Source organism: Arcicella sp., from assembly GCF_964672035.1.
Genome location: NZ_CBABQS010000012.1, coordinates 1 through 26,111 on the forward strand (window position 1 = coordinate 1; position 26,111 = coordinate 26,111).

The 26,111-nt window shown below is 36.5% G+C and carries 17 protein-coding genes; 11 read left to right on the forward strand and 6 right to left on the reverse strand.

Going from position 1 to position 26,111, the window contains the following annotated elements; all coding sequences use genetic code 11:
• Positions 1 to 3,339: DNA polymerase III subunit alpha (dnaE, locus tag AC1W31_RS05185; RefSeq protein WP_481733349.1), on the forward strand; the 3,339-nt coding region annotated here is incomplete at its 5' end.
• Between the two features lie 54 nt (positions 3,340 to 3,393).
• Here the strand turns inward: dnaE and AC1W31_RS05190 are convergent.
• Positions 3,394 to 5,013 (reverse strand): amidohydrolase, encoded by a 1,620-nt coding sequence (locus tag AC1W31_RS05190; RefSeq protein WP_481733350.1) that lies wholly within the window; start codon positions 5,011 to 5,013, stop codon positions 3,394 to 3,396.
• 403 nt (positions 5,014 to 5,416) lie between these two features.
• Here AC1W31_RS05190 and AC1W31_RS05195 point away from each other — a divergent pair, with 403 nt between their 5' ends.
• Positions 5,417 to 6,826 (forward strand): PQQ-dependent sugar dehydrogenase, encoded by a 1,410-nt coding sequence (locus tag AC1W31_RS05195; RefSeq protein ID WP_481733351.1) that lies wholly within the window; start codon positions 5,417 to 5,419, stop codon positions 6,824 to 6,826.
• A gap of 69 nt (positions 6,827 to 6,895) precedes the next feature.
• Here AC1W31_RS05195 and mtaB read toward each other — a convergent pair whose 3' ends face one another.
• On the reverse strand, positions 6,896 to 8,221 hold the full coding sequence (gene mtaB, locus AC1W31_RS05200) for a tRNA (N(6)-L-threonylcarbamoyladenosine(37)-C(2))-methylthiotransferase MtaB (protein ID WP_481733352.1): 1,326 nt from the start codon (positions 8,219 to 8,221) through the stop codon (positions 6,896 to 6,898).
• A gap of 87 nt (positions 8,222 to 8,308) precedes the next feature.
• Entirely contained in the window at positions 8,309 to 9,334 is a 1,026-nt protein-coding gene (locus tag AC1W31_RS05205; protein WP_481733353.1) for a glutamine synthetase beta-grasp domain-containing protein, read from the reverse strand.
• Positions 9,335 to 9,890: 556 nt separating this feature from the next.
• Here AC1W31_RS05205 and AC1W31_RS05210 point away from each other — a divergent pair.
• The 7 genes from AC1W31_RS05210 (at position 9,891) to AC1W31_RS05240 (ending at position 17,317) form a co-directional block, all read left to right on the forward strand.
• On the forward strand, positions 9,891 to 12,095 hold the full coding sequence (locus AC1W31_RS05210) for a glutamine synthetase III family protein (protein ID WP_481733354.1): 2,205 nt from the start codon (positions 9,891 to 9,893) through the stop codon (positions 12,093 to 12,095).
• Positions 12,096 to 12,311: 216 nt separating this feature from the next.
• Positions 12,312 to 12,875 carry a hypothetical protein gene (locus tag AC1W31_RS05215; RefSeq protein ID WP_481733355.1) on the forward strand — a complete coding sequence of 188 codons (564 nt, stop codon included), beginning with the start codon at positions 12,312 to 12,314 and terminating at the stop codon, positions 12,873 to 12,875.
• A 118-nt stretch (positions 12,876 to 12,993) separates the two neighbouring features.
• A complete protein-coding gene (locus AC1W31_RS05220; protein ID WP_481733356.1) occupies positions 12,994 to 13,839 on the forward strand; it encodes an AAA family ATPase in 846 nt (281 codons plus the stop codon).
• Complete coding sequence (locus AC1W31_RS05225; protein WP_481733357.1) at positions 13,839 to 15,038, forward strand: vWA domain-containing protein; 1,200 nt, start codon at positions 13,839 to 13,841, stop codon at positions 15,036 to 15,038. The genes AC1W31_RS05220 and AC1W31_RS05225 overlap by 1 nt, the downstream gene beginning before the upstream one ends.
• 3 nt (positions 15,039 to 15,041) lie before the next feature.
• The gene (locus tag AC1W31_RS05230) at positions 15,042 to 15,746 is read left to right on the forward strand and encodes a 16S rRNA (uracil(1498)-N(3))-methyltransferase (RefSeq protein WP_481733358.1); all 705 of its coding nucleotides are present in this window, start codon (positions 15,042 to 15,044) and stop codon (positions 15,744 to 15,746) included.
• A 34-nt stretch (positions 15,747 to 15,780) separates the two neighbouring features.
• Positions 15,781 to 16,461 carry a DUF4159 domain-containing protein gene (locus AC1W31_RS05235; RefSeq protein ID WP_481733359.1) on the forward strand — a complete coding sequence of 227 codons (681 nt, stop codon included), beginning with the start codon at positions 15,781 to 15,783 and terminating at the stop codon, positions 16,459 to 16,461.
• 91 nt (positions 16,462 to 16,552) lie between these two features.
• A complete protein-coding gene (locus AC1W31_RS05240) occupies positions 16,553 to 17,317 on the forward strand; it encodes an acyl-CoA desaturase (RefSeq protein ID WP_481733360.1) in 765 nt (254 codons plus the stop codon).
• Between the two features lie 70 nt (positions 17,318 to 17,387).
• Here the strand turns inward: AC1W31_RS05240 and AC1W31_RS05245 are convergent, their stop codons facing one another.
• Both AC1W31_RS05245 and AC1W31_RS05250 read right to left on the reverse strand, forming a co-directional pair.
• Positions 17,388 to 18,671 (reverse strand): dihydrolipoamide acetyltransferase family protein, encoded by a 1,284-nt coding sequence (locus AC1W31_RS05245; protein WP_481733361.1) that lies wholly within the window; start codon positions 18,669 to 18,671, stop codon positions 17,388 to 17,390.
• Positions 18,662 to 19,900 (reverse strand): competence/damage-inducible protein A, encoded by a 1,239-nt coding sequence (locus AC1W31_RS05250; RefSeq protein ID WP_481733362.1) that lies wholly within the window; start codon positions 19,898 to 19,900, stop codon positions 18,662 to 18,664. Before AC1W31_RS05250 ends, AC1W31_RS05245 begins: the two co-directional genes overlap by 10 nt.
• Positions 19,901 to 20,125: 225 nt before the next feature.
• Here AC1W31_RS05250 and AC1W31_RS05255 point away from each other — a divergent pair, with 225 nt between their 5' ends.
• Positions 20,126 to 20,851, forward strand: a complete 726-nt coding sequence (locus tag AC1W31_RS05255; RefSeq protein ID WP_481733363.1) for a DUF4197 domain-containing protein — start codon at positions 20,126 to 20,128, stop codon at positions 20,849 to 20,851.
• 92 nt (positions 20,852 to 20,943) lie between these two features.
• Here the strand turns inward: AC1W31_RS05255 and AC1W31_RS05260 are convergent, their stop codons facing one another.
• The gene (locus tag AC1W31_RS05260) at positions 20,944 to 22,743 is read right to left on the reverse strand and encodes a M61 family metallopeptidase (protein ID WP_481733364.1); all 1,800 of its coding nucleotides are present in this window, start codon (positions 22,741 to 22,743) and stop codon (positions 20,944 to 20,946) included.
• 284 nt (positions 22,744 to 23,027) lie between these two features.
• On the opposite strand from AC1W31_RS05260, the gene AC1W31_RS05265 reads away from it, so the two are divergent.
• Complete coding sequence (locus AC1W31_RS05265) at positions 23,028 to 26,051, forward strand: tetratricopeptide repeat protein (protein WP_481733365.1); 3,024 nt, start codon at positions 23,028 to 23,030, stop codon at positions 26,049 to 26,051.
• The last annotated feature ends 60 nt before the right edge of the window (positions 26,052 to 26,111 follow it).

Below are 26,111 nucleotides of genomic sequence, written 5' to 3' on the forward strand. Positions count from 1 at the left end.
CAAAAAGATAAACGATTTCACCAATTGATGCTCGCTAAAAATGCGGAAGGCTACGCTAATTTGGTAAAAATGTGTTCCTTGGGTTATATCGAAGGTCTTTATGGAAAATATCCCAGAATTGACAAAGAATTAGTCTTAAAGTATCATAAAGGACTGATAGCCACCACTTGTTGTTTGGGTGCTTCCGTTCCGCAAGCCATTTTGAGACACGGAGAAGCAGAAGCTGAAAAGGAATTCAAATGGTGGTTGGATGTGTTTGGGGAAGATTATTACGTGGAAGTTCAAAATCATGAAATTCCTGACCAATTGCGTTGTAATGAGGTTTTGTTGAAATTTGCCAAGAAATATAACGTGAAAGTTATTGCTTCAAATGATTCCCATTATCTCGACCAGAAAGATTCAAACGCCCATGATATTCTTTTGTGTATTAATACGGGCGAAAAACAGGCTACACCAACGTTTAAAGATATTGATGATGACCCTGGCTCATCGACAAAAGGGAAGCGATTTGCTTTTTATAATGACCAATTTTATTTCAAAAATACTTCTGAAATGACTAAACTCTGGAATCACGTTCCAGAAGCCATTGATAATACCAATGAGATTGTTGGTAAAATTGACACTTTGCGTTTGAAGCAAGATATTATGTTGCCCAATTTCGTGATTCCAACGACTTTCGCAACGCAAGATGATTACCTCGAAAGTATCACTCGTGACGGTGCGAGAAAGCGCTACGGTGATAATTGGGATTCGGTGGAAGTAAAAGAACGCATTGATTTTGAGCTTCATGTGATTAAAACCATGGGTTTTGCGGGATACTTTCTAATCGTGGGGGATTTTATTCAAGCAGGACGAGATTTGGGTGTTTTTGTTGGGCCTGGGCGTGGGTCTGCCGCTGGTTCGGTAGTGGCGTATTGCATCGGAATTACCAATATTGACCCGATTAAATATAAACTGCTTTTCGAGCGTTTTTTGAATCCTGACCGTAAATCAATGCCCGATATTGATACAGATTTTGATGATGATGGTCGTCAGAAAGTGATTGATTATGTGGTTAATAAGTACGGAAAACAACAGGTTGCTCATATTGTTACGTATGGCACGATGGCGGCAAAAATGTCGATAAAAGACGTTTCTCGTGTAATGGAGTTACATTTAAGCGAAGCCAATGAGTTAGTAAAATTAGTGCCTGATAAACCTGGAACGAACCTAAATCGGGTAATGAATGCACCCATGACAGGGGCAAATTCATTGTCGGAAAAAGAATCATTTCAGGCGGAGGATTTAGAAAATATCAAAAAACTTCGAGATATTAGAAGAGAAGGCTCTTTGCGTTCAAGGGTTTTAGAAGAAGCGTTGATTTTGGAAGGGTCAGTTCGTGGAACTGGTATTCATGCGGCTGGGATTATCATTGCGCCGAAGGATTTAACCGAGATTTTGCCAGTTTATACCTCGAAAGAAGTAAACTTGTTAATTACGCAATTTGGCGGAAATATTATTGAGGATGCGGGCGTAATTAAAATGGACTTTTTGGGGCTAAAAACCCTCTCAATTTTAAAGGAATCTCTCCGTTTAATTAAGCAAAATCATGGTATTTCGATTGATATTGATAACATTCCTTTAGACGATAAAAAGACTTACGAGTTATACCAAAGAGGCGAAACAAATGCCACTTTTCAGTTTGAATCGGGCGGTATGCAGAAACACCTTTTGGATTTGAAACCCGATCAGTTTTCGGATTTGATTGCGATGAATGCCCTGTATCGTCCCGGCCCAATTGCCTACATTCCTAACTTCATTGCACGTAAACACGGAAGGGAAGAAATTTCTTACGATTTGCCGATTATGGAGGAGTATCTGTCTGATACTTATGGGATTACGGTTTATCAAGAGCAGGTGATGTTGCTGTCTCAAAGTATCGCAGGATTCTCGAAAGGGGATGCTGACGTACTGAGAAAGGCGATGGGGAAAAAGGATAGATATACGCTCGATAAGATGAAAAGTAAGTTTGTGGAAGGCGCAAAAGCGAAAGGACACCCAGAGGATAAACTGAATAAAGTTTGGACGGATTGGGAGGCATTTGCGCAATACGCTTTCAATAAATCTCACTCGACTTGTTATGCGTTGGTGGCGTACCAAACGGGGTATTTGAAGGCACATTATCCTTCAGAATATATGGCGGCGGTGATGTCAAATTCTTTGGGACAAATTGAAAAAATTACCTTTTTCATGGAAGAATGTCGCCGCATGGGATTGCCCGTTTTGGGACCCGATATTAATGAATCTTACCGTTCGTTTGCCGTAAATAAAAAGGGTGAAATACGGTTTGGTTTGGCAGCGATTAAAGGAACTGGCGATGCGGCCGTGGATAGTATTATTGAGGAAAGAGACAAAAATGGCCCTTACAAAGATATTTTTGATTTTGTGAAAAGGGTTAATTTAAGAACGGTGAATAAGAAAACCATCGAAAGTTTGGCGTATGGTGGCGGTTTTGACTGTTTTGAAGAAGCCCAAGGATTGCACCGTGCCATTTATTTTGAGGATTCAGAAGGGGCGAATTTTATTGAAAAATTGATTCGGTTTGCCAATAAAGCCGTGGAAGATGCCAATTCAGCTCAAGGGTCATTATTTGGTGCGATGGACGGAGGAGGAGGAGCCATAGCAACGCCAAGAATTCCCCAAATTGAGAAATGGGGACAAATGGAAAAGTTGAAATTCGAGAAAGAAGTGGTTGGAATTTATATTTCTGGGCATCCTTTGGACGAATATCGTTTAGAATTAGACAGTTTTTGTTCTTGCACACTTGACCGTGTAATGGAGCCAATTTTCAGAGGAAAAGAAGTTGCCGTGGGTGGAATTGTGACAAAATGTATTGAAAGATTCTCGAAAAATGGTAATCCTTTTATGCTTTTCACTTTAGAAGATTATATCGGTAGCTACGAATTTGCCTTGTTTGGCGAAGACTTTGTAAATCTCTCAAAATACATTGCTCCCGACCGTTTTCTATACATCAAAGGCGTAATAAAATCTAAATGGGGACGACCAGATGAATGGGAATTTAAACCTGTAAGTGTCAGACTTTTATCCGAAATCAGAAATCAATTTTCTAAGGAATTAAGAATTACGATTGGTTTACAAATGATTAATAGTCAGTCGATTAATCAATTAAATGCGCTCGTTTCCAAACATCAAGGAACTTGTAATTTATCAGTTTTAGTGTATGATGCCGAAGAAAAAGTAGAAGTAACGATGATGTCAAGAAAGAATAAAATCTCACCGAGTAATGAGTTTTTAGAGGAATTGAAGGCGATGAACGGGGTGGTTTATAAGTTGAACTGATTGTAATATGCTGAACGAAATTCATCTTATTTCGTTCAGCATAAAAATTCCCTCCTAATTCCCTCTTACCGTTGGATACTTAATCCCCAATTGCTCCATATAACTTTTATATTTCGTTGGGTCATAATAAAACTTTTGGAGTTCGGGTTTAAATTTTTCCATCACCTCTTTGTTAATCGAAATGGCTGGTTTGTCGCTTGGCGCAATCAATGGCTCGTATTTTTCGGTTGCCGTTTGCTCTTCACGGTAATATTTCCAAGCATTCGTCAGCAAATCTGGTTTTACGAATAAATCTAACAAAGTCAACGCTTCCACTTTTGCACCCGCCGTACAACCTTTGTGAGCAATGGGCGTTGCCATCGAAATAGCATTTGCCCAATGATGCCCGGGCAAGCCTGGAATGTTGGAAGGATAGCCCAAAACAATGGTTGGTAATGTCCAAGAAATATCCGCAATATCGTCCGAGCCACCGCCTAATTTTATCGCTTCTGGCTCAGTGGTGGAATCAATTTTCATGGCTAATCCATTCTTTTTCGGAGAATTTAGTTCTTTTTGAGTAGACGTTGCTAACAATTGGTCTTCCGCCGACCACACTGGTAAACCCACTCTCTTAATGTGTTCAAAGGCATTTTCTGCCATTGGTTTATTGAAATGTCCGGGCCATGCACAACCGACTACTTCATGGGTCACTTTAGTATCCGTCATCATGGCGGCACCCTCGGCGATTTTCTTTCCGAATTCAAATAATTCTTTGATTTTTGGATACGTTCTTTCTCTGAAATAATACCAAACCTGCGCTTTTGAAGGCACAACGTTCGGTTGGTCGCCCCCGTTTGTGATGACATAGTGCGAGCGTTGGGTAATGGCAAGGTGTTCTCGTTTATAATTCCAACCCACATTCATTAATTCTACCGCATCCAATGCAGATTTGCCTCTCCACGGATTCATGGCGGCATGGGCGGCTTCACCTTCAAAATTAAATTTTACAGAGACTAAGCCGTTGTATCCAACATCGCCCCATTTTACAGAAAGATTGCTATTTACATGGGTAAAAATGCAAGCGTCAACATCTTTAAAATGTCCATCACGTACGTAATACGCCTTCGCACCGACCAATTCCTCCGCAACTCCGGGCCAAAGTAAAAGTGTGCCAGAAATATGTTCCCGTTCCATTATTTTCTTCAAAGTCAAAACAGCCGTGATATTCAAAGCCTGACCCGAATTATGCCCTTCCCCGTGACCTGGAGCGCCTTCTACAATTGGGTCATGATAGGCAACGCCTGGTTTTTGGGATGCTTTTGGAATGCAGTCAATGTCTGAACCAATGGCAATCACGGGTTTTCCACTTCCCCATTTTGCCATCCAAGCCGTTGGGATGCCAGAAAGTCCTTTTTCGATGGTAAATCCTTCTTTTTCAAGCAGTGTGGTTAATAATTTATAGGTTTCAAATTCTTGAAAACCTAATTCGGCATAACTAAAAAGTTGGTCGTTGAGTTGAGCAGTAAATAGCGCTTTTTTATCAATCTCTTCTAACATTTCTTTTCGTAGGCTTTCTAATTTTTGATCCGTCAGTAATTGATTAGGAACGGATTTAGTCTCTTTTGCTGTTTTTTTTTTGGCATAAATACCTAATGAAAACAGTAAAAGGGTGATAAGTATAAGGGTTTTCTTCATGTGGATAAATTTTGGTTGGAATACTAACTCAAGATAGTGTTTTTTGCGGATAAAGTGAAATTTAAAATTTGGCTTTTTATAGACTCAAGACCATCTTATAAGCGGTGAATGTATCTCAATTTTTGGAGAAAACGAAAACGAATCTTGACATGAATTGTACGGTTTAAAGGTTGGTGGAAAACTTATTTATTCCAGTTCTTAAATATTTATTCCCTATTTTTGCAAAACCACAGGTGAATTCTTGTGGTTTTGTTTTGTTATAAGAAAAGGCTGATCCACTTGGAACAGCCTTTTTTCTGCGCTATAAAATTTGAGAATTTCTGAATCTCTGATGTGTACACTCAAAATCAATTAGTAAATTTATTATTCAATTTAAAAATCAACATTCTTTCGTTCCAAAATCATGACAAAATCCATTGTTTTTATTTCATCGCTTGGCATATTATGTGCCAGTTTTATTCAATTGTCAAAGCCCATCGTTTCTACCCCCCCTGTAACTGAATCAGAAAAAGTTTTTACTCAATATTGTTCGGGTTGTCACGGTGAAAAAATAGAGGCTTTTGTGGATAGATCATGGAAACATGGTACCTCAAAAGAGCAGTTAGTGACGAGTATCACCAACGGATATACCGACTTGGGAATGCCCGCTTGGAAAGGAGTTGTGAATGCAAAAGATATTAATTTATTAGCCGATGAAATTACCAAATACATCGGAAAAGTGAACGAATATAAAGTATCGAATAAGCCGACTTCAAATATTTTTAAATCGGAAAATATGACGGTTACTTTGGATACAATTGCCACAGGATTTGAGAGTCCATGGGGTTTTGCCCAATTACCCGATGGTAATTTTTTGATTACGGATCGGGTAGGGGTTTTATACTTAGTTGATTCAAAACGAAATAAAACCATTATCAAAAATGCGCCAAAAGTGCTTGCAGAAGGTCAAGGGGGATTGTTGGATATTGAATTACACCCAAAATATGCCGAAAATGGTTGGATTTATCTATCATATTCTAAATTTAAAGAAGAGAATAATGAGAAATTAACGACTACGGCAATCGTAAGAGGAAAAATTAAAAATAATGAATTAACCGAAGTACAAGAAATCTTTGAAGCCTCTCCATACACGAAAACAAAACACCATTTTGGTTCGAGAATTAAATTTGATAAAAAAGGGTATTTGTACTTTTCGGTAGGCGAAAGAGGTATGGAAAAAGACTTCCCCCAAAGCACCGAAAATGATAATGGAAAGATTCATAGATTGAATGATGATGGCTCAATTCCAAAAGATAATCCTTTTGTTGGGAAGGGGAAAAGTAAAGAAAGCATTTATAGTTATGGACACAGAAATCCACAAGGTTTGGCTTTGAATCCAACAACGGGTGAAATTTGGGAAAACGAACATGGTCCACGTGGAGGCGATGAAATAAATGTTATTAAAAAAGGAGCAAATTTTGGTTGGCCTGTAATTTCTTACGGTATTAACTATGACGGGAAACCAATTACTGATATTAGTAAAAAAGAAGGAATGGAACAACCTGAGACGTATTTTACGCCTTCAATTGCGCCAAGCGGAATGGCTTTTGTGAATAGTGATAAATATCCAGCTTGGAAAAATAGTATTTTGATTGGCTCGTTACGATTTAATTATTTAGATCGTAGCATCATGAGAGGCAATAAAATTACGGGACATGAAAAACTATTAGTTAATATTGGACGTATGAGAAATATCGAGATGGGAACGGATGGATATTTGTACGTAGGAATTGAAAACCCTGGAATGGTATTTCGATTGATGCCTGTTAAATAGGTAGTTAGCTTAATCAAATAGAACGAAGGCTGGGTTTTAAACCCAGCCTTCGTTAATAGTAAATTAAAATCAATGCACTTCAAACACATCAACTTCTGAAACTTCTACCAACATATTTTCATTAATTGAAATAAGCGAAACTAATTTGGTCTCATTAATCAAAAGTGGGTCATATTTTGCCGTTACTCGAACGTAATTCTCCGTAAAACCTTGCATCATTCCATTTTCAACATCTTCTTCAAAAAGTACTGTGAAATCTTTGCCAACTTGTTGTTCGTAAAAATATCTCCGTTTTTTATCCGATAATATATGTAACATTTTTGACCGTTCAGCCCGTTTGTGTTGTGGAACGACTGGCTTAATTAATAAAGCAGCAGTATTTTCTCTTTCAGAATAAGTAAAAACGTGTAAATAGCTTATGTTTAATTCGTGAAGAAAATTATAAGTTTCTAAAAAATCTTCGTCCGTTTCGCCTGCATGACCCACAATTACATCCACACCAATACAACAATGCGGCATTAATTCCTTGATTTTAGTTACTCGGTCGACGTATAACTCTCTTTTATAACGACGTTTCATCAAACCCAAAACCTTGTTTGAACCTGATTGTAAGGGTATATGAAAATGTGGTACAAAACGCTTTGATTGTGCGACAAAATCAATGGTTTCATCAGTCAAAAGATTGGGTTCGATGGATGAAATTCTGAATCTTTCAATGCCTTCTACTTCGTCCAACGCTTTTACTAAATCTAAAAATGTCTCTTCTCGTTTTCCATTTCTCAAGCCAAAATCGCCAATATTTACGCCCGTTAAAACGATTTCTTTAACGCCACTTGCTGCAATTTCTTGAGCTGCTTTTATGACATTTTCAATCGTATCCGATCGACTTGCCCCACGTGCCAAGGGAATTGTACAATAGGCACAAGGATAATCGCATCCGTCTTGTACTTTTAGGAAGGTTCGAGTACGGTCGTTAAGTGAATAGGAAGTATGATAATCGATGGCTTCCTCAATGTTTTGATTATAAATTTTAGCCGTTTTTTGCGAAGGCTCTTTCACAAAACCATCCAATAAATCAATTAATTGAAATTTTTCAGCTGCCCCCAAAACCGCATCAACGCCTTCAATTTCGGCTATTTCTTGGGGTTTGAGTTGGGCGTAACAGCCAATAATGGCCACATAGCCATCGGGATTTATTTTATTGGCTTCCCTGACAATTTTTTTGCATTTTTTATCAGCATTCTCTGTTACTGAACAGGTATTGACAATAAAAATATCGGGTTTTTGGTTGAATTCTACCTTTTCATAACCCTTAGACTCAAACATTCTGGAAATGGTTGAAGTCTCAGAATAGTTTAATTTACAGCCTAATGTATAAAATGCTACTTTTTTCATGGTGCAAAGATACGGAAGGAATCAAAGACCACAAAAAAAGCTCGTCCTGTTAAGAACGAGCTTTTTAATATTTTGCACCGCAATAGATTAAACCTTAGCAGTTTTAACCGTTTTGATGATACGAGCAGCCACTTTATATGGATCAGCCGCTGAGTTTGGACGACGATCTTCTAACCATCCTTTCCATCCTTTTTGAACTGCCGCAATCGGAATACGAATTGAAGCACCACGGTCAGAAACTCCATAAGAGAATTGATCAATTGATTGTGTTTCGTGTTTTCCAGTTAAGCGTAAATGATTATCAGCACCGTAAACTTCAATGTGTTCTTTCACATAAGGAGCAAATGCTTGACAGATAATGTCGTAAGTTTCTTTATTTCCAGCCGTTCTCAAAGCAGTATTCGAGAAGTTTGCGTGCATTCCTGAACCATTCCAATCAGTATCTCCCAATGGCTTGCAGTGATAATTTACCCAGATACCGTATTTCTCACAAGTTCTTTCTAATAAATAACGAGCAATCCAGATTTCATCACCTGCTTGTTTTGCACCTTTGGCGAAACATTGAAATTCCCACTGACCAGCAGCAACCTCAGCATTAACACCTTCAAGATTTAAACCAGCTTGCAAACAATATTCCATGTGTTCCTCAATAATATGACGACCATAAGCATTTTTTGCACCTACTGAACAGTAATACTGACCTTGTGGCGCTGGAAAGCCATTTGCTGGAAAACCAATTGGAAGATTTGTTTTCAAATCATACAAAAAATATTCTTGTTCAAAACCAAACCAGAAATCATTGTCATCATCTTCAATCGTAGCACGACCGTTAGATTCGTGAGCATTACCTTCAGAATCCAACACTTCACACATGATTAGATAAGCAGGAGTGCCTAAGAGTGAACGTTCTGGATCTGGACAAATATAAACAGGCTTTAACTGACAGTCAGAAGAACCACCTGGAGCTTGTTGGGTTGAAGAACCATCAAAAGACCAGATATCACAGTCTTCTAATTTTCCGCTAAAATTGCTTTCAACTTTAGTTTTGCTACGAAGGCTTTGAGTTGGTTTGTAACCATCGAGCCAAATGTATTCAAGTTTAGCTTTTGCCATGACTTTGAAATGGGTTTTTAATTTATTTGGTTATTTTTCTAAATTTCTAATACAAAAGTAAACTTGAAAATTGAAAAAACACAACAAATATTAAATAATTATGATTTTTTTAAACCTAAGCATTTATTACTATTTTTTTTAAACTATTCACCTTTTTTCAATTTTGAATTATGTCAATATTAGTCTTTTATATTTTGCTATATTCAAATATACAGTATATTATTTTGAATAAAAAAGCTTTTGCAGAATTAAATGTATATTTCTTAGAATAATTAAATTTTTTCTTGGATAGTTGAATCAAAACCAAAATTGTAATTTTAAGAGGATTTTTGGTGAGATAATTTACTTATAATCCAACGTTTTATCGTAGCTCCCACAGAAGGTTTTTTCGTAAATAAAATATTAATTTTCAGTTTTTTTTTAATCAAATAAAAATTCAATCTTCTGCTCATTTATATATTCCGCAAATTTTTGAGCGATAAAAACAAGAAAAAATAAATTTTATCTTACTTTTATCGAACAGTTTTAAAAAGAATAAAAATTAGAAAAAAAATATATGGCGATTGCAAGATTTAAAGCCCTTGAATTAGCACAGTCTCGACAACCGATTCATGTGAAAATTCCGACTGAAAAAGTTACAGATTATTATGGAAGTAACACCTTCAACGACGAAGTAATGCGTTCATTATTGAGTCCTGAAGCCTACGCAAAGATTACAAATGCCATTGAGGATGGTAAAAAAATTGACCGAGAGGCCGCCGACGAAGTTGCTGCCGCCATGAAGTCATGGGCATTATCTAAAGGTGCCACTCATTATACGCACTGGTTTCAACCGCTTACTGGAACTACGGCCGAAAAACACGACGCATTTTTTGACATTACCAACAAAGGAAAGGCAATGGAGAAGTTTAAAGGTTCATCACTTGTGCAGCAAGAACCTGATGCTTCTTCTTTCCCAAATGGAGGTATTCGTTCTACGTTTGAAGCCCGTGGCTATACCGCTTGGGATCCATCATCGCCTGCTTTTATCATGGAAAACACCGCAGGAACCGCAACACTTTGTATTCCTTCAGTATTTGTGTCTTATACTGGGGAAGCGTTGGATTACAAAACGCCACTTTTAAAATCTGGTGAATTGATTGATAAAGCAGCTACTAAAGTAATGAATGAATATTTCAGTCGTGAGGTGTCGAAAGTAACGGCAACGTTGGGCGCTGAACAGGAATATTTTTTGGTAGATGAAGCATTATACAATGCACGTCCAGATTTATTGATGTCGGGTCGGACCGTTTTCGGACATTCGCCCGCCAAAGGTCAACAATTGGAAGATCATTATTTTGGTTCGATTCCCTCTCGAGTAAATGCATTTATGGTTGATTTTGAAATTGAGGCGTTAAAATTAGGAATGCCCGTTCGAACTCGTCATAATGAAGTTGCCCCCGCACAATTTGAAGTTGCCCCAACCTACGAAGAAGCCAATTTAGCTTGTGATCATAATGCGCTTTTAATGGATTTAATGAATAAAGTTGCCTCAAAGCACAAAATGAGAGTGCTTTTTCACGAAAAGCCATTTGCAGGAATCAATGGTTCGGGAAAACATAATAACTGGGCTTTGGCAACGGATACGGGTATTAATTTGTTAGGCCCTTCTTCAAAACCAAAAGAAAATTTACGTTTCCTAACATTTTTTGTCAACACCATCAAAGCGGTTCATGACTACGCAGACTTATTGCGTGCCTCAATTGCCACTGCAGGAAATGAACATCGTTTAGGTGCCAATGAAGCACCGCCTGCCATCGTTTCTATTTTCATCGGTTCAGAAATGACTCGAGTGTTGAATGATTTAGAAAATCTTTCAGAAATGAACGATATTAAATTAGAAAAAGGTGATAATGTTTATTTAAGATTAGGAATAAATAAAATTCCAGCCCTTTTATTGGATAATACCGACCGCAATCGGACTTCACCATTTGCTTTTACGGGTAATAAATTTGAGTTTAGAGCAGTAGGTTCTTCGGCAAATTCTGCTACGCCCATGACAATCTTAAATACAATCGTGGCAAATCAACTTTTCAAGTTCCGAGAAGAAGTTGATGTTTATATTGAGAAAGGCATTAAAAAAGAATTGGCTATCGTTGAGGTTTTGAAAGGATATGTTACCCATTCTAAAAAGATTCTTTTTGAAGGAAACGGTTATTCTGAAGCTTGGGTTGAAGAAGCGAAAAGCCGTGGATTATCTAACTTGAAAACCACTCCAGAAGCTTTAGCTAAGTATTTGGATAAACCAGTCATTGATTTATTCTTAAAATATGGCATTTTTACAGAAATTGAAATGCACGCTCGTTATGAGATTGAAATGGAGAATTATATCAAAAAAATCCAGATAGAATCTCGGGTAATTGGTGATTTAGCCATCAATCACATCATGTCAACATCCTTAAAATATCAAACTTTATTGGTAGATAATGTTCGTGGACAAAAAGAGATTGGCATCGACCCACAATATTTTTCTCCAACGGTAGAAATTATCAAAAAGATTTCAATTTATACTTCCAAAATTAATAATTTGGTGGAGGAAATGACCGAAGCTCGTAAAGAAGCTAATAATGTTGAAGATTTGGTAGAAAGAGGTCGATTATATAGTACAAAAATCAAGGATTATTTTGAGGAAATTCGTTACTGTGTCGATAAATTAGAATTAATCGTTGACGACGACGAATGGCCATTACCAAAATATCGAGAATTATTGCTAATAAAATAGGATATTTTAGACCACAGATTTTAGTGATTAGACAAGATTTACACAGATTTTTATTTTTTTAAATTAAAAACTGGTGTTTCTTTAAATGCTTTTATACTCAGAGATATTGTTAAAATAAATCAGTGTAAATCCATTCAATCCGTAAAATCCGTGGTCTAACTTTAATTGTCCATTTTAAATTTCTTAACTTTACAGTCAAATCAAACACAATAAAAAATGCTATTAAAAGATAACCCAGGACTTGACCCAAAGGAAATTGAACAACTGAAATCGGAATGTAAAGCCGATGGAAAGAAATTTGTATATTTTGAAGATGAACTTGGCGATGAACCAGACAATGTTGAGGAGTTTGTTCACATCCAATTTGTTGGAAATTATAAAGGTCAAGAAGTGATTTTTGATGCTGTTATTTATTCTTTAAGATTGCATTTTAATAGCATCGTTTACGAAACAGCCGAAAGAAAAGCATTAAAGACATATCCGCTTTACGTGCCAATGGAAATTCGTGATGAAACGTATGAGTCGAATGAAGATATTGACGAAGAAGTGGAATTATATATCACTGAATTAATTGAAGAAATTGAAGAAAACGAAGAAGTTAAACTTTCGGAACATTTGGAAGTGGACGAAAAATTTGAATTTGGAATTGGTTTGGATGTTTGTTTAAATGTAGATGAAGTTGATGATGCAGTTGTAACAAAATTCGTTGACGAGTATTTAGCAGGGACAATTAAATTGGATACAACGATGTATTCGTTTAAATCGGAGTATGAAGATTGATTTATGCAAAATGGCAGACGGATTAAACGGATTAGACACGGATATAAAATTAGAATAATCCGTGTCTAATCCGTTTAATCCGTGTGCTAATACAATTTTCCCACTTCATCAAACTAATATGTCTTCATTTCAAGGAACAGAAAATTACGTTGCCACGAGAGCATTACAAGTTGCAGTAAATGCTGCCGTATCCCTTCAAAAGCCGCTTTTAATCAAAGGAGAACCTGGAACTGGCAAAACGCTTTTGGCGTATGAGGTTGCCTCAGCACTCGGGAAACCACTTTATTCTTGGAATATTAAATCCACTACTTTTGCACAACAAGGTTTGTATGAGTATGATGCGGTGGCTCGTCTGCGGGATTCGCAATTGGGTGATGGTGACATTAATAATCTGGAACATTATATCAAAAAAGGAAAACTTTGGGAAGCTTTTGAGGCGGATGAGCAAGTGGTACTTTTGATTGATGAAATAGATAAAGCCGACATTGAATTCCCCAATGATTTATTGAATGAATTGGATAAAATGGAATTTTATTGTTACGAGCTAAAAAGAGTAATTAAAGCCAAACATCGACCAATTATCATCATTACTTCCAACAACGAAAAAGAATTGCCAGATGCTTTTCTACGTCGTTGCTTCTTCCATTATATTTCCTTTCCCGACCGTGAAACGATGAAACAAATCGTGGATGTTCATTATCCAACACTTGAAGAAAAACTTTTAACGAATTCATTGTCAGTATTTTATGGAATAAGAGACGTAAAAGCTTTAAAGAAAAAACCTTCTACTTCTGAATTGATTGATTGGATAAAATTGTTGTTGGTAGGCAAAGTTTCGGGAGATTTATTAGAAGATTTTAAGACCAATACCGAAGTCCCACCCTTCATTGGAGCATTGCTGAAAAACGAGCAAGATACAGGTTTGTATGAGGCTTTGAGGAATAAAACTAAACGACCTTATTGATGTTTCTTGACTTCTTTTTATATCTCAAACAAAATAAACTTCCTGTTACCATCACGGAATATCTGACGCTTTTGGAAGCATTGGATAAAGACATTGTGGAATATGATACAACTGATTTTTATTATCTGAGTAAAACCATTTTCGTTAAAAATGAAATATTCTTAGACCGTTTTGATGTCTTATTCGGGCAATATTTCAAGGATGTTTCCAAAATTGGGGCAGAATTATTTGCTTTAATTCCAGAAGATTGGCTCAAAAATAAATTAGAAAAAGAGTTTTCGGAAGAAGAAAAAGCCAAAATACAGGCAATGGGCGGTTTAGAGAAATTATTAGACCGTTTGAAGGAATTATTTGAAGAACAAAAAGAACGTCACGAAGGGGGGAATAAATGGATTGGCACGGGCGGTACTTCTCCTTTTGGGAACGGTGGTTATAATCCCGAAGGCATAAAAATTGGCAATAATGAATCGGGCGGACAGCGAAGTGCCGTGAAAGTTTGGGAGGATAGAGAATTTCAAAATTACGATGACGACCTCGAACTCAATACCCGAAATATCAAAATGGCCTTGCGTCGCTTACGGATTCTTACCCGTGAAGGCGTGGAAGATGAATTAGATTTAGACGGAACGATTCAGGAAACTTCACGCAATGCAGGATTGTTGGATATAAAAATGCAAGCTTCCAAGAAGAATAAAGTAAAAGTTTTATTGCTTTTAGATGTTGGCGGTTCGATGGATGAATACATTGAATTATGCTCGGAGTTGTTTTCAGCAGCAAAATATCAATTCAAAAATATTGAGCATTTATATTTTCATAATTGTATTTACGAAACGCTTTGGAAAGATAATGAGCGGAGGGGAGAACGCATTTCAACGTGGGAAATTTTGCATAAATATAACCAAGATTGGAAAATAATTGTGGTAGGAGATGCTTCAATGGCAACGTATGAATTAACATCTGCCCGAGGAAGTATTGAACATTACAACGAAGAATCTGGATTGAATTGGTTGCACAAAATAAGTGAGCATTTTCCGAATTTGGTTTGGCTAAATCCCACAAATTCAGGCTATTGGCAATATACGCAAAGCATAAAAATTATCCGAGATTGGACCGAAAATCGAATGTTTCCTTTGACAATTTCTGGAATTACGCTGGCAATGAAATGCTTGAAGAATAGTAAAATTAGGTATGAAAATTAATTTATGAATATTTTTTACGAACCAAATATAAAAGTAACCTTACGCCTCAACGAAGAAGAATCTCGTCATGCAGTGAAGGTTTTAAGGCTTACTGCAGGAGATTTGCTTTACGTGGTGGACGGGAAAGGCGGTTTTTATAAATGTCAAATCAAAGTACCACATGATAAAAAATGTGAGATAAAAATCGTTGAAGAAACGCAAAATTTTGGGCTTCGAGATTATTATATTCATTTGATAATTGCCCCAACAAAAAATTTGGATAGGATTGAATGGATGGTTGAAAAATGCGTTGAAGTTGGAATCAATGAAATTTCTTTTATCCAAACTCGTTATTCTGAAAGGAAAGAAATTAAAACGATTCGGACGGAAAGAATTGCCGTTGGAGCGATGAAACAGTCTTTGAAAGCATTTCTCCCGAAAATCAATGAAATGATTTCGTGGAAGGAATTTTTGAAAAAAGATTATCCGGATTCACAAAATATGATTGCTCATTTGGAAGAAGGTGATCGGAAATTAATTCAACAAATTGCCAAACCAAAATCAAAATATGCTATTCTAATTGGTCCGGAAGGAGATTTTTCACCAGAAGAAATAAATCAAGCACTCGAAAAAGGCTTTGTTCCAGTAACTTTAGGAGAAAGTCGTTTGAGAACAGAAACCGCTGGATTAGTGGCTTGTAATGCATTAAATATCGTTAATCAGCTTTGAGCATTGAGCTTTGAGCATTGAGAAAATAAAATTTATGTTTAAGTTAATAAAATCAACCTCATTATTCATTGCGATTTGCTCGTTGCTCATTGCTCACAGTTTACAGCTCACAGCTCAAAGCTCTTTCAAAATCGCCAAAATGAAATATGGTGGCGGAGGAGATTGGTATTGCAATAAAACATCTTTGGGAAACCTTATTAAGTTCTGTAACAGCAACTTACGGACAAATATTTCTCCCGAAGAAGACATTGTTGAACCGTCAAGTCCTGAGCTTTTTACGTATCCATTCGTTCATTTAACGGGTCACGGGAATATTGTTTTTACCGAATCGGAAGCATTAAATATTCGTAAATATTTGATAAGTGGCGGTTTTTTGCACGCCGATGATAATTATGGCTTGGATAAATATTTGAGAAGAGAAATGAAAAAAGTTTTTCCAGAATTAAGTTTCATTGAACTGCCTTTTAATCATCCAATTTATCGTCAGAAGTTTAAATTTGCGAATGGTTTACCTAAAATTCACGAACACGATAACAAGCCGCCGCAAGGTTTTGGACTCATTTATCAAGGTCGTTTAGTTTGTTTTTACAGTTATGAATGCGATTTAGGAAACGGTTGGGAAGACCAATCGGTGTACAACGACCCTGATATTGTTCGTCAAAAAGCACTTCAAATGGGAGCAAATCTGGTTTCTTATGCATTAACAATAGATTAAAACCTTCATTTGTCAGTATATTTGTATTTTATGAACCTTTAAGCATCACAAATAGTCATTAAATAGTACATTAAACAAAACAATCAACAACATGCAATTGGTATTGCCCGCCTTCATTTTCCACTGGTATTTATCTTTATTCAGTCAAACATTTTTTTTACATCGTTATTCGGCTCACAAAATGTTTACGATGAATAAGTTTTGGGAAAAGTTCTTTTATTTTCTTACTTATGTCTCGCAAGGTTCGTCTTACTTGAGTCCCCGAGCGTATGCAATTTTGCACCGCATGCACCACGCTTTTAGTGATACTGAAAAAGACCCACACTCGCCTCATTTTTCTGACAATGTGTTTTTGATGATGTGGAAGACAAAAAATATTTACAATGCACTTTTGAATAATAAAACTAAAGTCGAAGAACGATTTGACCATAACTTTCCCTTTTCAAAGACCATCGAAAAAATGGGGCATCATTGGATTTCTCGTTTAGGTTGGGGAATTGCTTACGTAGCGATGTACATTGTGGCGTTTGTATATTTCGATATGCATTGGGCATTCTTTTTCTTATTGCCAATTCATTTTTTAATGGGGCCTCTTCACGGTGCCATCGTCAATTGGTCGGGACATAAATATGGTTATCAAAACCATGATAACAACGATAAATCGAAAAATTCATTGATTTTTGATTTTTTAATGATGGGTGAATTATTTCAGAATAATCATCACAAATTACCAAATAGCATGAATTTTGCTTCAAAATGGTACGAAATTGACCCAACTTATCCAATTATCAAAATGCTTACTTGGATGAGAATTATTAAACCAAATTTGAGCAAACCAGCTAATGCTGAGTTTTAGATTTTCGATTAAGTTTTTTGACAAAAGCCCCAAATAAAATTTCTCTGGGGCTTTTGTCATGATAAACCTTTTATAATTCTCTGTCTATCTCAAATCCTTCCAAATAATCGGAAACCCGTTTCACAAATTGCCCACCCAAAGAACCATCAACCACACGGTGATCATAAGAATGAGAAATAAACATTTTTTGTCTAATGCCCAATAAATCACCTTGGGGCGTTTCAATAACGGCAGGCTTTTTCTGGATTGCTCCAAAAGCCATGATGGCGACTTGTGGTTGCATGATGATTGGCGTACCCATGATATTACCAAAAGTGCCAATATTTGAAAATGAATACGTACCGCCTTCCAAATCTTCTGGTCTGAGTTTATTCTCTCTGGCCCGTTTTGTCAAATCATTGATTTTCTTGGTCAAGCCAATCAAATCGTATTGGTCTGCATTATGAATTACGGGAACAATCAAATTTCCGCTCGGCAAAGCCACCGCCATACCAATATTGATTTTGGCTTTTACAATAATTTTGTCGCCATCCACCGAAGCATTTATTTGAGGGAAATCTCTAATGGCTTTAGCAATGGCTTCTACCAAAATTGGCGTATAAGTAATATTTTCTCCGTACTGTTTTTTGAAAGAATCCTTATTGTTATTTCGCCAAATCGCTACGTTTGTCATATCAGTTTCCACGAAAGAAGTAACATGAGGTGCAATACGAACCGATTCAACCATTCTATCGGCAATCATTCTTCGCATTCTATCCATTTGAATAATCTCATCATTTCCTGAGATTATTATTGGTTTAGCTTTGACTCCTGGTTTTGAGATTGTTGAAATTACTTTGCTTCTACTTTCTAAAAAGGCAAAAATGTCAAGTTTCGTTATACGCCCTTCTGCACCAGTTCCTGCAATTGATTCTAATTCTGAAGACGAAATTTTTTCTTCTTTACAAATACTCAAAACTAAAGGTGAATAGAATCTTGAACCTACTGTATTTGAGGTAATTAAGGGAGAAATTGGTTCAAGATTAATGCCTGTTAAGGACTGAATTTCAAGAATTTCTGTCGATAATTTGGTAGAATTTTCTTCTAATTTGGGTGAACTGTTTTGTTCCTCACCATCCGTTTGAATAACACAAATTGGTTTTCCAATTTCCGCAACTTCTCCTTCGGGAACGAGTATTTCGGTGAGAATTCCAGCGTGAGATGAAGGGACTTCAGTGTCAATTTTATCCGTGGCTACTTCCAATAAATATTCATCGGTTTCTACTTTGTCGCCCACTTTTTTCAACCACTTCAAAACCGTGGCTTCCATAATACTCTCGCCCATTTTGGGCATAATAATTTCTATTAGAGACATATTTTTCTTAATAAATTCAGTATGTTGATGGCTGTTAAATGAATATTTTGTTCTCGAAAACCGCCCAAAGTTAATTTTTTTGTCATGGTTTTGTTTTCGGATGCAATGGCAATCCAGATCGTTCCAACGGGTTTTTCTGGAGAGCCTCCGTTTGGGCCTGCAATGCCTGTCGTCGCCAATCCATAAGTTGTTCCCATAATTTTACGAATATTTTCACACATCTCAATGGCTGTTTGTTCTGAAACTGCTCCGAAAGAAGTTAACGTTTCTTCTTTGACGCCCAATTGATTTATTTTCACCGCATTATCGTATGCCAAAATTCCACCCATAAAGTAAGCGGAACTGCCCGAAACCTTCGTGAATTGATGCCCTAAATATCCACCCGTACAACTTTCTGCAACGGCTACTGTTTGTTGATTTTGAATTAATAATCTTCCTACTGCATTTTCTAATTCATCATCTCCGTAGCCGTAAACAAATTCTTGAATAGTAGGAAAAATTCGCTGAAACTGAGCTTCCACCTCATTTTCGATGATTTTTAGGTCTTCCCCAAAACCTGTGAGTCGAAGTTTTACACTTCCCATTGAAGGCAAATACGCCAATTTAACATTTGTAGGCAAAGCATCTTCCCAAACATCAATCATTTCTGCCAAAGTAGATTCTCCGATACCAATGGTCCGGATTACTTTATGAAAAATCACGGGAGTTTTAAAATGCATCTGCAATTTTGGTAAGATTGAAAGCGTCATCAACCCTTTCATTTCGTAAGGCACGCCTGGCAAAGAAACATAAATAACAGCATTATGTTCAAACCACATACCTGGGGCAGTTCCCATGGTATTCTTTATGTAGGTTGCATTGGAAGGTAATTCATATTGACTTTTATTAGTTCCAGACAGTATGTAACCTCTTTTTTTGAAATAGGCGGTAACATCAATTTGTGCCTGAGGATGGTCAATTAATTCAGCATTAAAATATTTACAAAAAGTTTTCTTAGTGATGTCATCTTTTGTGGGTCCCAAACCACCCGTAACAATGACGATATCCGCTCTTTTGGATGACTCTTCAAATATCGCTAAAATAGCTTCTTCGGTATCACCAACTGAAGATTTACGAATAGTTTTGATGCCAATTTTATCCAATTCAGCACTAATCCATTGTGTGTTTGTGTCTGTAATTTGTCCATAAAGGATCTCATCTCCGATGGTAATTATCTCCGCTTTTATCATTTTTTGTGGCTTTGAGCTTTAAGAAATGAGCTTTTAAGGAATTTAGTTTGAAACATTTGAAATATAATTTGCTTTAATTTCGAGGCTCAACGCTCTTTGCTCATCACTATTTGATTAATTTTACTCAAAATTACACAATTTGAAGCGTTTTTACGTTTTAAGGCAAATGACATTTTGATAAAATTTCCGTGACAAATTTAAAACTTTTTAAAATCACTAAAAAAAATGAGAAAATTACTTTTGGCAGTAGCCATGATGATTTCAGTAAGCAGCTGTCAATCACAAAACTTTGGTAACATTTTAAAACAAGCGAATGATGTTTTAAGCGGAACTGCTTCTGGGCCTCTAACAACGGAAGAAATTGGTCGTGGATTGAAAGAAGCATTAACCGTAGGTATCAAAAATAGTTCATCACAAGCATCCGCCGTGGACGGCTTTTTAGGAAATCAAACTATTAAATTACTTTTTCCACCAGAGGCACAAAAGGTTGAGCAAAAACTTCGCAGTATTGGTTTGGGGAACGAGTGTGATAAATTTATTACTTCTTTGAATCGTGGTGCTGAAAAAGCGGCTGAAAAAGCGGTGCCAATTTTTGTGGATGCCATTACAAAAATGTCTATTCAAGATGCTTTGGGAATTTTGCAGGGAGACAAAGACGCAGCGACTGAATATTTGAAAAGAACTTCGTCTGTGGCTTTAACAAATGCTTTTGCACCCGTTATGCAAGAGGCAATCAATTCAACTGGAGCAACGAAATTGTACGGCGATATTGCCACGACGTACAATAGGATTCCTTTTTCGCAAAAAGTAAATCCAGATTTACAACAATATGCAACCCAAAAAGCAATTGACGGTTTGTTTTTATTGGTGGCTCAGGAAGAACAAAAAATTAGAGATAATCCTGCGGCGAGGGTTTCTGATATTTTGAAAAGAGTTTTTGGAGCGAAGTAGATTTAGTTATCAGTTAATGGTTATTAGTTATTGGCTTTCAAATTCTTGTATTATTGAAAACTAATAACTAATAACAACTTACCAGTAACTTATTATAAATACAACCACTTTTTATACATTTCCAATTGGTTCTTTGTTGGATTTCCCAACGGTTCCAATACAAAATTTTGTACAGGGTTTCTTTGTAAAGTAATATTGTACTTTTTCTCTAAGCCATCTCTTTTAACTTTTACTTCAATTACATCGCCCACTTTCTTTGAAGAAATAATTTTTAGTAAATCTTCAGGCTTTGAACCGTCCACTTGTAAAATATCATCTCCTACATTAAGACCGTCGTTATAAGCAGGTGAATCACGCAATAAACTGGTAATTTTTAATCCTCCTCCTCTAAACTCTGCCCCTAAAAACGGCTCTGACTTTTCGGCATTTTTATCTTTCAATTGTAATCCAACAGTTTCGAAAAACGTATTATACGGAATGGTTTCCGTGCCAAAAATATACTTTTGGAAGAAATCTGCCATTGGTTTTCCAGCCACTGATTCTACGGTTTTTTGAAATTCTTCATCCGTAAAACCACGACCTTGTTTTTTGTAAAATTCCTGATAGAGAGTTTTCATAACATCATCTAAATTCTTTGCACCTTTGGTTTCTTTGATAATGGCAAGGTTTAAAATACCGCCCAAAACGGCACCTTTGTCATAATAAGAAACGGTGCTATTCCGTGAATTTTCGTTTGGACGATAATATTTGATCCAAGCATCCCAACTGGATTCGGTGGCAGACTGAACCTTATTTCCTGGCTGATTTTCAATTGTATTTATTTCATTTCCGTAAGCCGTTAAATATTCTTCGGGTGTCATCATATTCGCTCTACGAAGAATATAATTCTGGTAAAAACTTGTACAACCTTCCGAAAACCAAAGCAAATGCGTGTAATTTTCATTTTCGTAATCAAATGGCCCAAGTGCTTTTGGACGAATTCTTTTTACATTCCAAAGGTGAAAATATTCGTGCGCAATCAAACTCATAAACCCTTGATATCTTTTTTCGTCAACGTAAGAAGACCTAGAAGTTTGGCAAGTGGTAGAATTCAAATGTTCTAATCCACCACCTCCTTGGGCAAGATTATGAATCAAAAAAGTATAATCTTTGCATGGATGTTCGCCCACGACGGACATGGCAGTTTCACAAACTTTCTTAAAATCAGCAGTAACTTTGGCTTCGTCCATTTTAACGTCACCATACATAGCAATTTTGTGCGGAATACCTTTTAAATCGAATGAGAGAATTTTTTGCGTACCAATTTCGATGGGAGAGTCAATTAAAATGTCTAAATTCTCCGCTTCAAAAGTGTTATTTCCTAATGCTTTTAAACCCGTTGACACCGTGTTCCAGTTTTTATATGGTTTAACGTTTACGGTAGAAGGAACTTGTTTCCATTCATTTACGTACATCATAACACTGGCAGGATTTAGATATCCGTGCGAATCGTCAATGAATGAAGTTCTTACGGAAAGCTCATTGGCATACACTTTATATTTTACCGTTGCCTCATTTGAAGCTGATAAAAGTCGGACACGCCAAGTATTTTTATTAATTTTGTCGGACTTCAAGGTAGAGTTTCCACTGGTTATAGAAACGCTTTCCACGTTTTTGGCATATTCTCGAATTAGGTATGAACCTGGAGTCCAAACGGCCATTTTGAGGTCTATGAACCCTTGTTGCTTCGTTTTGGCATCAAAATTGGATAATTTCATTACAACATCAAAATAATGCGTTTGGGGTTGTTCCATTGAAAGAAAATACTCAATCTTAGGGTGATTTGCGGAGGATTGACCCCACGAGAAGTGGCTAAAAATCAGATAGATAGCGAAAAATGATATTTTTTTCATAATTTAATGTTTGTAATGAACGTTTTTGTTATAGTTTTTGGCAATTTATAATTAGCCGTTGGCAAAAATACAAATTGAATTTTGATTAATTACTAAAAGGTGTTGGCAAATAGCCAACTGCAAAAGACTAATATTCCTTACTTGTTTAACATTTTTCTTTTTTACCAACCCTAAACTTGATTTGTAACAGTATCAGAAATGAATTTTAGTTTTTCCTTTCTTGGTTAACTATGTTACATCTCTTTTCTATGTGGTTGAAAAAGACCCTTAAAATCAATTTCCTAATGAACAAAATCTCGTCGTTAGTTTCCTTATGCTTTATTCTCCTGACCTTTGTTCCCCAAACTACGCTTTTGGCTCAAAGTACACTCAATTATACGGACGCTTCTATTCATTTTAGGAATGGTCAAGAACATTATGAGTCGAGAAATTATGAAGCTGCTCGTGCAGAATTTAACTTATTTCTTGATTATGATAAAACGCTTCTTGAAAAAGAAGACGGAAATAAAGTTTGGGCTGAATATTATGTGGTGATGTGTAGTTTATATTTAGGGTATTCAGAAACCGAATTATTGGCTAACCGTTTTGTTAGAAATTACCCAGAACATCCTGTTGCGGGCAATTTATATAAAGAAATAGGGAATTATTTCTTTGAACAAGGCGATTATGCACGAGCGATTGATTACCTCAAAAAGAGCCCAAAATCGGATGAGGATGCCCAATATCGTCTCGCTATTTCTCATTTTTCCCTACAAGATTATTCCGAAGCTTTAGTCATTTTCGATGAATTGAAAGATGGCACGAGCGAAAATGCGATTTCATCCTCCTATTATGCTGGTATCATAAACTTCCGTGTGGGAAAATACAAAGAAGCAATTCCTGATTTCAAAAAAGCGGAGCAATCAGCCGAATACCGTTCTGAAATTCCTGGTTGGTTGGCTCATAGTTATTATCGACAAGGAAAATTTGCAGAAATGTTGGCGTATACTGAGCCACTTTTACGAGAGAAAAATTCTGGTCGAAAATTGGAGGATGTTGCTTTATTAACTGCCGAAGTTTATTTTCAACAAGCCAATTACGAAAAAGCAGCTTCATATTATACGATTTATAAAAATTACAAATCGCAAGGAATGTTGCCAGCCGTTGCTTACCGTTACGGTTACAGTTTGTATAAAACCGACCAATTTGCTCCTGCGACTGAACAACTCAAAAATGTTGCGGCGGTTCGTGATACTTTGGGACAATATGCTTCCTTTATTTTGGGAGTTTGTTATTTGAAAGCCAACAATCCAAATTATGCTTTGGGAGCCTTTGACCAAGCTCGCAAGAGTAATTATAATAAATCGGTAACGGAAGATGCAGACTTCAATCACGCCAAAGTTTTATTGGATTTAAATCGTGGAAATGAAGCAATTAAAGCTTTGGAGGAGTTTTTGAAAAGATATCCAAATACAAAATACGAGGATGAAGCCAATGAATTAGTGAGTGAGGCCTATTTAGCTTCCAATAATTATCAAGCGGCATTGGCATATATTGAAGGATTACCTCGGCGTTCGACCCGAACGAATACTGCATACCAAAGAATTGCCTATAATCAAGCCGTGAAGATGTATAACGATGAAAGATACCTTGATGCGATTCCTTATTTTGATAAATCGTTAACGACTCCCGTAAATGCTGAAGCCAAATATTCAGCTAATTTTTGGAAAGCGGAAGCTCTTTCTGCCGATAAAAAATACAATGAAGCCATTCCGATGTATAAGTCAATTATCGCTTCGGTCGATAATACAACGCCCAATTTATATGAGTTACAAAGTAAAAGCCGATATTCTTTAGCGTATTCTTACTATAATACCAAAGAGTACGATAAAGCGAATAAATTATTTCGTGAATATGCCGACAGAATGAAAGCGTCGGGCGATTCACAGTCGTACCAAGATGCCGTTATTCGATTGGGAGATACCTATTTTGCGGCTAAAAGTTATGATGCCGCCCTAAAATATTACGACCAAGCTATCACTGGTAAAGGAGCCGACCGAGATTATGCCAATTATCAAAAAGGCTTAGTAATGGTGCTGAAAGGCGATGAAGCAGGAGCAAGGTTAGCTTTTCAGAAGGTTCAAAGTGATTTTCCTCAATCGCTTTATGTAGATAATGCCATCTATCAGGAGGCTAATCTGGATTTTACGGCAGGTAGATATATTCCTGCCATTACGGGATTTACTAAATTGTTGAACGATAAACCTCAGAGCGTCTTGGTGCCCGCAGCTTTATTGAAAAGAGCGGGAGCCTTCCAAAACACAACCAATCATGAAGGGGCAATTGCTGATTTTAAAAATATTTTGAAAAATCATTCTACTGCACCACAAAGTAAAGATGCGTTGGCGGGTATTCAAGAAGAATTAAATGACGTAAGCCGTCCAGAAGAATTTACGCAAATCCTGAATGATTATCAACGAGCGAATCCCTTGGATAATTCAGTGGTCGGCTTAGAATATGAATCGGCAAAAGGATTGTTTTACAGTGAAAAATATGATAAAGCAACGGTTGCGCTCACGGATTATGTGCGTAAAAACCCAACCAGTATTGAATCTTACGAAGCTAAATATTTGATTGCAGAAGCCTATTTCAAATCAGGAAACAAGCAAGAAGCCCTCAGTTGGTATTATATTGTAATTAGAGATAGAAAATATAAAGCCTTAAATAAAGCCATTTTCAGAGCAGCTGAAATTGAATATGCCGCTGGAAATTTTAAAGGAGCTATCACAAACTATAGAAATTTATTGGTGAGTGCAACGGATAAAAAAGACCAACAAACGGCCTTGATTGCCTTGATGGAATCGTATTATCAAACTACTAAATCTGATTCAACTTTATATTTTGCCAGAGAAGTTTCTAATTCAGGCGATGTTGTGTTAGGCGCAAAAAGTAAGGCAAATCTTTACTTGGGTAAAATTTACATGGCAAAAAATGATTATCCAAAGGCAACTGAGGCATTTAATCAAACGATTGCTTTGGCAAAAGATGATTTTGGTGCGGAGGCTCAATATTTAATTGCTCAGATGCTGTATAATCAGAAAAAATACAAAGAATCTTCGGATATGATTATTGCCAAATTTAGAAATGAGTTTTCTGATGCGGCCGATAAAATTATTGGAAGAGCGTATTTATTATTAGCCGATGATTTCGTGGGTCTTGATAATGTCTTTCAAGCAAAAGCAACCTTGAATTCATTGATTGACAATTTATCCGATAAAGACATCGTAGCTGAAGCAAAAACGAAAATAAAATTGCTTGAAAAGAAGTAGAAAATTGTCGAAGGTTATCAATAAAATAAAATTAGACCACGGATAAAACGGATTTAACAG